4 protein-coding genes are annotated in these 11,127 nt (G+C 66.7%); all 4 read left to right on the top strand.

Features of this window, described 5'->3' with window-relative positions:
• Window positions 1-2,778: SDR family NAD(P)-dependent oxidoreductase (locus SLQ31_RS28440; protein ID WP_319437535.1), on the top strand; the 2,778-nt coding region annotated here is incomplete at its 5' end.
• The gene (locus SLQ31_RS28435) at window positions 2,775-9,248 is read left to right on the top strand and encodes a beta-ketoacyl synthase N-terminal-like domain-containing protein (protein ID WP_319437534.1); all 6,474 of its coding nucleotides are present in this window, start codon (window positions 2,775-2,777) and stop codon (window positions 9,246-9,248) included. The genes SLQ31_RS28440 and SLQ31_RS28435, both read left to right, overlap by 4 nt.
• Window positions 9,245-10,114 carry a glucose-1-phosphate thymidylyltransferase RfbA gene (rfbA, locus tag SLQ31_RS28430; protein ID WP_319437533.1) on the top strand — a complete coding sequence of 290 codons (870 nt, stop codon included), beginning with the start codon at window positions 9,245-9,247 and terminating at the stop codon, window positions 10,112-10,114. The genes SLQ31_RS28435 and rfbA overlap by 4 nt, the downstream gene beginning before the upstream one ends.
• Entirely contained in the window at window positions 10,114-11,112 is a 999-nt protein-coding gene (gene rfbB, locus SLQ31_RS28425; protein WP_319437532.1) for a dTDP-glucose 4,6-dehydratase, read from the top strand. The genes rfbA and rfbB overlap by 1 nt, the downstream gene beginning before the upstream one ends.
• The last annotated feature ends 15 nt before the right edge of the window (window positions 11,113-11,127 follow it).

Raw genomic sequence — 11,127 nt, 5'->3', positions numbered from 1 at the left:
GGTGATGTGGTGTTGTCGATTGTTTCGGAGAAGACGGGTTATCCGGTTGACATGCTCGGGTTGGGCATGGAGATGGAGGCCGAGCTGGGGATTGATTCGATCAAGCAGGTCGAGATTTTGGCGGCATTGCAGGCGAAGTTCCCTGGCGCTCCCGAGGTCCCGGCCTCTGAGCTGGCCAACCTGCGCACCCTGCAGGACGTTGTCGAGACTGTCTCCGGATTCGCCGCGCCCGCTGCTCCTGGTGCTGCGGCGGTAGTTGCGCCTGCGGTTCCCTCGGTGTCGGCCGGTGATGTGGTGTTGTCGATTGTTTCGGAGAAGACGGGTTATCCGGTTGACATGCTCGGGTTGGGCATGGAGATGGAGGCCGAGCTGGGGATTGATTCGATCAAGCAGGTCGAGATTTTGGCGGCATTGCAGGCGAAGTTCCCTGGCGCTCCCGAGATTCCGGCCTCTGAGCTGGCCAACCTGCGCACCCTGCAAGACGTCGTCGACACGGTCGCCGACTTCGCCGCAGGCGGTCGTACCGAGCAGGCTGCCGAAGCGCGGCACTCGGCTCCGGAATCCCCGGCGCTGGTCGGCTTGTCCTGCACCGAGGCCGAACTTCGGGCCGCACCGCCCAGCGGGCTGGCGATGGCAGGCCTGCGCGACGGCGTCGTCTTCATCACCCGCGAAGACCCTGCCTTCGCCGACGCCCTCGAGCGTGCGCTGACTGCCCGCGGGCTCCACGCCCAGACCGTCGATGAGGCGCCCGCCGAAGCGGGTGCCGTCATCAGCCTGGCCGCGCTGGCGCCGGCCCGCTCACCCGAAGACTGTGTTGCGGTGCACGTGCGGGCATTCCACGCCGCGCGCAGCGTCGCCAAGAGCAGCGCGCCAACACGGCTTTTCGTCACCGTGCAGTCCACGGGTGGGCGTTTCGTCGCCGCGGATATACCGCTCGGAGTAGCGAGCCTGGTGAAAACCGCCGGCTGGGAGTGGCCCAACGCCTCGGTACGGGCCGTCGACATGGAGACCCTCGACGCCGAGCGGCTGACGGCGGAGCTGCTGGAAGGTGGCAGCGGTATCGAGGTTGCGTTGCGCGCTGACGGCACCCGGCTGGTTGCCGTCGACGACATCGAATCCTCGGTGGGAGAGGGTGAAACGATCAGCGTCGCCCCGGGCGGCGTGGTCGTGGTCACCGGTGGCGCGCGCGGAGTGACCGCAGAGTCGGCGCTGGCGCTGGCCAAGCGCCACGGTCTGCGGCTCGCTCTTCTTGGCCGCACCCCCCTGCGTGAGGTCACTGCCGACGAGCCGTCGGGTACCACCTCCGCTGAGATCGCCACCGCACTGGCGGCATCGGCGCGGGCTCGTGGCGAGCAGTTGAGCCTGCCGCAGGCCCGAGCCCAGGCCGAAAGCCTGTTGGCCACGCGGGAAGTCCGCACCACGCTGGCAACCGCAGAGCGGCAAGGCACTCCGGCGCGATACTTCGCCGCGAGCATCACCGATGACGCCGCATTGCGCGGCGTGCTGGACGAGGTTCGGCAGAACTTCGGGCCGATCGTCGGTGTGGTCCACGGCGCCGGTGTGCTGGCCGACAAGCGTCTGGAAGACCTCGACGACGACGGATTCGTCAAGGTGTTCACCACGAAACTGATTGGCGCAGAGGCGCTCCTGGATGCGACGTCGACCGACGAACTGCGCTTTATCTCGCTGTTCTCCTCGATCGCTGCACGGGCCGGAAATCCCGGGCAGTCCGCCTACGCATCGGCCAACGCGGCCCTGGAATCCATCGCGGCTCGTGAGTCCGCGCGCCGCAACGGCGAATGCGTGGTCCGCGCCTTCGGCTGGGGTCCATGGGACGGCGGGATGGTCGACGCGACGTTGAAGAGCCGGTTCCTCGCCGGCGGTGTGGGTGTCATCCCGATCGCCGAGGGTGCACAGTTCTTCGCCGATCACGCGTTGTGCCGTTCATCGGCTACCGCGGTGGTCGTGGCTGCACCGGCTGAGCCGCGGCTTCGCACGGCGCGCGTGGAGTGGGATGTGTCGGCCGAGAACCTGCCGGTGCTGACCGATCACCAGGTCCGCGGAAAAGTGGTGGTGCCGGTGGTGATCGCGCTGGATGCGATCCTGCGGGCGGCACGTGGGCTGGTTGCCGACGCGTGCCCGGTGGTCCGTGACTTCCAGGTGCTGTCGGGAGTCACGTTCGCCGAGCACGAACGGCAATCGTTCACCATCGATTTCGAGCAGGCGGGCTCGTCGTACACGGTCTCGATCAGGGATCGCGAGGGCCGGGCGCGGTACCGCGCCACCGTGGACACCGCGCCGGTTGCGGCGCCGGAACTCTCGGTTCCGCAGGTAGCGGGGTCGGCGTGGCCGATCGGTGTCGAGGGGGCCTACGCCGGACCACTGTTCCACGGGCCGCGGTTTGCCGTCATCGAGCAACTCGACACCTTCGGAACTGCTGGTGGCACAGCGACTCTCAAGAGCCTGGACGACCTCGACTGGCCGCAGAACGGCTGGGCCATCGACGCCGCCAGCATCGATGGCGGGCTGCAGCTGGGCATCGTGTGGGCCAGCGCGCAGGGACGGCCCCTGGTGCTGCCGGTGCGGATCGGCCGTGTTGTGCTGCACCGCGCGTTCGGTGACGGCAGCATCGGGCGCTGCCGGCTGGCCGCGCATCCGGTCAACGACAAGCGGGTCGACTTCGATATCGCCTACGAGACCTCCGACGGTGCGCCTGTCGCCACGCTCGAGGGTGTGGAGTTCTACGCTGCGGGCGCCGCCGCGGACACGTCGGCGTGAGCGGGTTCGACCCCGTCGCGATCGTCGGACGCAGTTGTGTACTGCCAGGTGTCAGCACGCCCGAGGAACTGTTCGACGCCTCCCTGGGTGGACGCTGCCTGCTGACGCCCACCCCGCGCGAACGCTGGCGCGGGGTGGACCCCGCCAAGCTGTTGGCGAGCGACAAACCAGGGCTGCGGGTCTCGTCGGCGACCGGCGGTTATGTCGAGACCTCATTCGACCTGACCCAGTTCGCGTCGCGGATACCCGATTTTGACCAGCTCGATCCGATCGTTCCCTGGCTTGCCCAATGCGCGCAGCAGGCACTGGGCGGGCCGGTTGCGGCCCCGCGGACCGGTCTGATCGTCGGCAACCTGTCGTATCCGAGCACCATGGGCACCGCGTTTGTCGAGGCCGTCTGGACCGGCGAAGGAAACGACGATCCGCGCAACCGCTTTTCGTCGGGGCTGCCGGTGCACCTGGTTGCCGGCGCGATGGAGATGACCGGACCGGTCTATGCGCTCGACGCGGCCTGCGCGTCATCGCTGTACGCCATCAAACTGGCGTGCGACGCCCTGCACGACGGCGATGCCGACCTGATGCTCGCCGGCGGCGTTAACGGATCGGATGATCTGTTCCTGCATCTCGGCTTCACCTCGCTGCAGGCGCTGAGCCCGTCGGGCCGGTCTCGTCCGTTCCACGCGGAGGCCGACGGCCTCGTTCCCGCGCAAGGTGCTGCCCTGGTCGCATTGAAACGTCTCGACGACGCCGAGCGCGACGGTGACCACATCCTCGGCGTGATCATGGGGGTCGGGCTCTCGAACGACGGGCGCCAGAGCGGCTTCTTGGCACCCGCGGTGGGGGGCCAGACCCGCGCCATGATGTCGGCACTCGAGCAGGCGGGGCTGACGCCGGCCGATATCGACTATGTGGATTGCCACGCGACCGGCACGCCGCTGGGTGACGCCACCGAGCTGCAGAGCATCGCGGCCGCCTACGGCGACGTGCCGCTGAAGCTGGGTGCACTGAAAGGCAATCTGGGCCACACCATCACGGTGTCCGGCGCGGCAAGCCTGGTGAATGTGCTCTCCGCGATGGCGGCGTCGACCTTTCCGCCGACGTTGTGCGAGAAGCCGACCGGCAAACTGGGCGATACACCGTTCACCTTGGTCACCACGGCAACGCCGTGGGAGAGCCCGGTCAAACGTGCCGCGGTCAGCAACTTCGGTTTCGGCGGTAACAACGCCCACCTGATTGTCGAGAATTACCGGGGGCCAAGCGATTCGGTCACCCGGCCGCAGCCGCCCACCGACGAGATCGTCATCTGCGGAATCGGTGTGGTCACCGGCGACGCGCGCGACGCGGACGCGTTCCGTCGCCGAGTGCTGGGCCCCGAGGCGCCATCGACACCGCTCGATGTCGTTTCCCTTGATCTTGCCGGACTTGGCTTTCCGCCCAACGAGCTGGCGGGGAGCCTCAGTCAGCAGACCGTGATGCTGGCCGCCGCGGGACAGGCGCTGCGCGGCGTGACCACCGACCCGGACCGGACCGGCGTCTTCGTCGGCATGGGATGCGATGCCACCATCGCCCGGCAACGGTTGCGAGTGCTGAACACCGACAATGACCGATGGCTGGAAGCCAACAAAGAGGCCGCCCCGAAACTCACCGCCGACGGTGTGATCGGAACCATGCCGAACATTCCCGCCAACCGCATCCACGCGCAGCGCGACTTCCGCGGATTCGGCTTCACCGTCTCCACCGAGGAACTGTCGGCGATCACCGCGCTGCAGATCGGCATCCGGGCGCTGCGGCATCGGGAACTCGACACCGTCGTCGCCGGTGCGGTCGATATGTGTTGTGAGACAGCACATTCACGGGCGGCGGACGCACTCGATGCAGATACCAGCGTGGCGCACGGCGACGCGGCAGTGGCCTTCGTCCTCAAGCGCCGCGCCGACGCCGAAGCTGCGGGCGACGAGATCATCGCGGTCATCGATACCGACGTCGCACCGACCCTTGCGGATCCGAACTTCGCCGCTGGGCGGATCGGGCGCACCCACGCGGCCAGCGCTGCGGTGGAAGTCGCCGCGCGCGCGGAGGCAGTGCGGAGCCGCGTGCGGGTGGACCGGGCCGGTGCGCAGCCCGCACCGGGCGGCACGTCTGCTGCGGTGTGGGTTGAGGCGTTGGGCGGACGCGCCGGAGGTATTACCGTGTCCGCGGCCGGCGGCCCACCCAAGCCACTGGCGCTCGGTGTGGTTCCGGTGTCGGAGCGTTATGCCGGCGACAGCCCGGCCGACCTGCTGAGCCGGCTGCAACGCGGCGAACCGGGTGGCAGTGGGCCGGTGCGGTGTTCGTTGGTGGGGGACAGCCAATCCACGGTGGACACGCTTCGACAGCAGGCCGTCCAACGGCTGGAACGTGGCGAGACGCCGGTGATTCCCGGCATCGCCTTCGCCGAAGTGCCGATCGTCGGGGAGCTGGCCTTCACATTCACCGGTGCCGCCGCCGCGTACCCGGGGGCCGGGCGTGATCTGTTGTTCGCGTGGCCCGAGATCGGCGACGCGCTCACCCAACGCTTCTCCGGCGTTGGCGATTTGGCCCGCGCTCTGCACGGTGCTGGGATCACTACCCTGGACCCGCGCACCCAGCTGACCGGTTGTGCTGTGGTCTGTCAGTCGCAGGCCGAGTTCTCCCGAACCGTTCTTGGCCTCAAACCTGCTGCTGCTATTGGTCTTTCGTCAGGTGAAACGAACTCGCTGATGGCCTTTGGGGTCTGGAGCGACCTGGAACCGATGCTCGATGAGATCGAGGCGTCGGGCATGTACGGCGATGAGCTGACCGGCGAATGTCGGGTGGCGGCGGCCGACTGGGGGCTCGGTGACCAACCGGCCCCGTGGGAGTGCTGGCGTATCACCGCACCCCGGCCCCTGGTCGACGCGGCACTGGCCGTCGAGCCGCGTGCCTACATGACGATCGTTCAAGCACCGGACGATTGTGTGATCGGCGGGGATCCCGCGGCGTGCCGACGGGTGATCGACGCCGTTCCCGGCGCGACCGCGATTCCCCTGGGTCTGGATATGGTCATCCACTGCGAGGCGATGGCACCGTTCGCCGATACCTGGCGCAAGATCCACACCCGCGAGACGCACGAGGTACCGGACATCCGGTTCTACAGCAACGCGGTCAACCGTGCCTATGTGCCGACCCGTGAGGCGGCCGCCGAGGCGATCACCCGGCAAGCCCTCGAGCCGATCGATTTCCCGGCGACGGTGCTCCAGGCATGGGAGGACGGCGTTCGCGTCTTCGTCGAGCATGGGCCCCGTGCGATCCTGACCGCGGCGGTCTCGAAAATCCTTGGCGATCGCCCCCATCTGGCGGTCGCGCTGGATCCCCAGGAACGCCGCGGGCTGCGCGCCTTGGCCGAAACCGTCGGCAAGCTATGGGCGCACGGGCTTCCGGTCGACATCAGTGCATTCGACGCGCGCATTCAGCAGTTGCGTGAACAGGGTCAGGCAGTGTCGTCGGAGAACACCCGCAAGCTGACGCTGGCCGCCCATTGGCCCGATATCGTCTCGACGCCGGTGGCGTCCCCGAATGTACCGACGCCGGTGGCGTCCCCGAATGTACCGACGCCAGCGGCGTCCAAGAATGGAAGTGCTCCCATGCCCGAAGTGGACCACGGAAGTGTTCAGGTCATGCCGCCCGCGCCGGTTCATCCCGCGCCGTTGGTGGTCGCCCAGGAGGTCGTCATCCAGTCCGTGCCGGACACGAGGACTGCGATCGCCAGACCCGTCGCTCCTGCCGCGGTCAGCGATCAGACCACCGCTGCGCTGAATCTGGTTGCCTCGGTGAGTGATGCGCATACCGCATTCCTCGAACGGCAGGCAGAGGCCCACACGTCGTTCCTGAAGTCGCGCGGTGATCTTCTCGCGCTGGTGTCCGGACAACGGGGATCAGCACCGGCGGTCGCGGCCAGTGCGCCAGCGCTCTACGCACCGGCACCCGCACCCGTAGCGTCGGCACCGGTCGCACCTGCGCCGGCACCACCGAGTGCGCCGCCCCCACCCCCGGCACCTCCGGTGACGCCGGTGACGTTGGCACCGGCGCCGGCACCCACCACGCCGGCACCCGTGCCGAGCAAGCGACCCGCGACGGTCGCAGAACCGCTGTGGAACCGCGCACAGCTGGAAATCCTTGCCGGCGGCAAGGTCTCAGAGGTCATGGGTCCGAAGTTCGCCGAGTACGACCAGTACGAACGTCTGGTGCGGATGCCAGAGCCGCCGCTGCTTCTGGCCGATCGGGTGATGAGCATCGAGGGCGAACCCGGCACGATGGGTACCGGCCTCATCGTCACGGAGACCGATGTCGACCTGAACGCCTGGTACATCCACAACGGCCGGATGTCGCCCGGCGTGGTGATCGAGAGCGGACAAGCGGACCTGCTGCTGGCCTCGTGGCTGGGTGCGGATTTCACCAACCGCAGTGAGCGCGTCTACCGCCTGCTCGGTTGCGACCTGACGTTCATGGGCGAACTGCCCAAGGGCGGTGACACGTTGCACTACGAGATCCACATCGACGGTCACGCGAAAACCGGTGGCACACGGCTGTTCTTCTTCCACTACGACTGCTACATCGGCGACCGGTTGATGATCTCGGTCCGCAACGGACAGGCGGGGTTCTTCTCCGATGCGGAACTCGCCGAGTCGGACGGGGTGTTGTGGGACGCCGCCGACGACGCGCCGCGTGACGGCGCCGTTCGCGACGAGCCACCCGTCGTCACCCAGAAACGGTCGTTCAGCAAGGAGGACGTGGAGGCCTTCACCGACGGCCACGCGTTCCAGTGCTTTGGCAGCGGGTTCGAGCGGGCGGCGGCACACACCCGGACGCCGTCCCTGCCGACCGGGAAGCTGCGGCTGATCGACGAGATCGCCGAATTCGATCCGGTTGGCGGGCCCTGGGGGCGCGGTTATCTGCGCGCGACTGCCGCGGTGCCGAAGGACATGTGGTTCTACGACGGGCATTTCAAGAACGACCCCTGCATGCCCGGGACGCTGATGGCGGACGCGGCCACCCAGGCCCTGTCCTTCGCCATGGCCGCCTACGGGTTCACCATCGAGCGCGATGGTTGGCGCTTCGAGCCGGTGCCCGAGGATATGGCGCGCTTCGTCTGCCGCGGGCAGGTGACACCCGACGCCGATCACATGCTCGACTACGAGGTGTTCATCGAGGAGATCATCGACGGGCCGACACCGATGGTCTTCGCCGCATTGCTCTGCCGCAGTGACGGTTTCAAGGTCTTCCACGCCCGGCGCTTCGGTATGCGCCTGGTTCCGGACTGGCCGATGCCGCCGGGGGCGCCCGGCCCGGTGCAGATCCTGGCCGGCACCAACGACGTTCGCGGTGATCAGGGCGCGCTGCTGGCCTGCGGACGTGGCATGCCCTCGGATGCGTTCGGGGCCCTGTACGCGCCGTTCGACGGAGCCCGCCGAGCACCGCGCCTGCCCGACGAGCCCTACCACTTCATGTCGCGGGTGCTCAGCGTGTCCAGCCCACCGGGGGTGCCGACCAAGGGTGGCGTCGTCGTTGCGGAATACGACGTTCCGGCCGGCGAATGGTATTTCGAGGACGGCAAGACCGACGCGGTCCCGATGCCGGTGCTGATCGAGATCCTGCTGCAACCGTGCGGCTGGCTGTCCTCGTACAACGGATTCGCCGCCAATCGTCTCGATGACGTGGTGTTCCGAAATCTCGACGGTGGTGAAGTCGTACAACACACGCCGGCCCGAGTCGGGACGCTGCGGGTGACCTCGACTCTGGAGCGGTTCGCCGACGGGGCTGGCTCAACGATCGTGTTCTTCGAGGTCATCTGCACCCAAGGCGATGCCGTCGTCATGACGATGAAGACGGCGTTCGGGTTCTTCAGCCCCGAGGCGCTGAAGACCCAGGTCGGCCTGCGAATGAAACCCGGTGTGTTGGAGGCGCTTTCCGAGCCGGCGCCGGTTGCTCTGTCGTACAACTCCCCGGAACTAACCGGCGCTCCATGGCTGGACCAGGGCCGTCTTCAGGTTCTCGACCGGGTCAACTTCTGGCCAGGTGGGGGAGAAGCCGGCCTTGGGCGACTGGTTGCCGAGTACGACGTCACCCCCGAGGCATGGTTCTTCAAGGCCCACTTCTTCCAGGACCCGGTCCAGCCCGGATCGCTTGGCCTGGAGGCGATGCAGCAGGCGGCTCGCGCAGCGGTCAAGCTGTCGGGATTGGCCGACGGGGGAATCGCGTTCGAGCCCGTCGCGCTGGACCAGACGTTCAGCTGGAAGTTCCGTGGCCAAGTGACGCCGACGAACAAGTGCACTAAGTCTGAAATCGAGATCCTCTCCACGCAAAGCGATGACCGCGGCGTGCTGGTGGTGTTCGACGGCCGGTTCTGGTGCGACGACCTCTGCATCTACGAGACGCGCGGGATGGGCGTTCGAGTCGTCACCCAGGCGCCATGAAGGGCATCATCCTGGCGGGCGGCTCAGGTACCCGCCTTCACCCGATCACGCTTGGCGTCTCCAAGCAGCTGATCCCTGTCTACGACAAGCCGATGGCGTACTACCCGCTGTCCACACTGATGCTGGCGGGCATTCGGGACATCCTGGTGATCACCACGCCGCACGACGCGGAGAGCTTCGAACGGCTGTTGGGTGACGGATCGCGGTTCGGGGTGTCGATCACCTTCGCCCAGCAGCCCTCGCCGGACGGGCTGGCCCAGGCGTTCACGATCGGCTCCGATTTCATCGGAAACGACAAGGTCGCACTGATTCTCGGCGACAACCTGCTGTATGGACCGGGTCTCGGCACTCAGCTCAAGAGCTTCGCAGGAGTCGACGGCGGCGTGATCTTCGCCTACTGGGTGGCAGAGCCATCCGCCTACGGGGTTGTGGAATTCGACCCAGCCGGGGTGGTCGTGTCCCTCGAGGAGAAACCAAAACAGCCGAAGAGCAATTACGCGGTGCCGGGTCTGTACTTCTACGACAACGACGTCGTGCAAATCGCCCGAGATCTCTCCCCGAGCGATCGGGGTGAGTACGAGATCACCGACGTCAATCGCGCCTATCTCGAGCAGAGCCGCCTGCGGGTGCAGGTGCTGCCGCGAGGCACCGCCTGGCTCGACACTGGGACTTTCGACCAGATGACAGACGCGGCCGACTTCGTCCGCACGATGGAGCGCCGCACGGGGTTGAAGATCGGCGTCCCCGAGGAAATCGCCTGGCGGCAAGGCTTTCTCAGCGAGGACGAGCTGCGCGAGCGCGCCGAGAAACTGGTCAAGTCAGGTTACGGCTCCTACCTGCTGGGCCTGCTGGAGAGAGGTTTTTAGTGACGCAGCTTCTGGTCACCGGAGGTGCCGGGTTCATCGGGTCGAACTTCGTGCATTACGCGGTCGAGCACACCGACCATCACATCACCGTGCTGGACAAGCTGACCTATGCCGGCAACCGTGAGTCGCTGGCCGGCCTGCCCGAAGAGCGGGTGACATTCGTACACGGCGATATCGCCAACGCCGAGCTGGTCGATAAATTGGTGGCCTCCGCCGACGGCGTCGTGCACTATGCCGCGGAAACGCACAACGATAATTCGCTCGACGACCCGGAACCATTCCTGCATACCAACTTGATCGGCACGTTCACGCTGATCGAGGCGGTCCGCAAGTATGGCGTGCGTTACCACCACATCTCGACCGACGAGGTCTACGGTGACCTGGCGCTCGACGACCCGGCCCGGTTCACCGAAGCCAGTCCCTACAACCCGTCGTCACCGTATTCGTCGACCAAGGCGGGCAGCGACCTACTGGTGCGGGCGTGGGTGCGCTCCTACGGTTTGCAAGCGACAATCTCGAACTGCTCCAACAACTATGGCCCGTACCAGCATGTCGAGAAATTCATTCCGCGCCAGATCACGAATGTCCTTCGCGGCACCCGCCCCAAGCTGTACGGCGATGGTCTCAACGTCCGCGACTGGATCCACGCCGACGATCACTCGTCGGCGGTGTTGCAGATCCTGGAAAAAGGCCGGATCGGGGAGACGTACCTGATCGGCGCCGACGGCGAAAAGGACAACAAGACCGTCGTCGAATTGATCCTGACGATCATGGGTCATGACGCCGACGCGTACGAGAAAGTCCCGGACCGCACCGGTCACGACCTGCGGTACGCCATCGACGCCACCAAGCTGCGTGATGAGCTTGGCTGGCGGCCGCGATATCCTGACTTCGAGTACGGGCTGACGGCGACCATCGAGTGGTATCGCGATCACGAAAATTGGTGGGCGCCCGCCAAAGATGCCACTGAGGCGTTCTACGCCCGACTCGGGCAATGACAGGAGAGCACGGGT

The organism is Mycobacterium sp. RTGN5 (assembly GCF_033804465.1).
Classification (GTDB): Bacteria; Actinomycetota; Actinomycetes; order Mycobacteriales; family Mycobacteriaceae; genus Mycobacterium.
The sequence above is the reverse complement of the archived record's forward strand: the minus strand, read 5'-3'. Positions and strand labels throughout refer to the sequence as shown.

Bases quoted from the DNA above. Each gene is read 5' to 3' on its own strand.
- rfbA (WP_319437533.1), top strand. From the start codon at position 9,245: ATGAAGGGCATCATCCTGGCGGGCGGCTCAGGTACCCGCCTTCACCCG.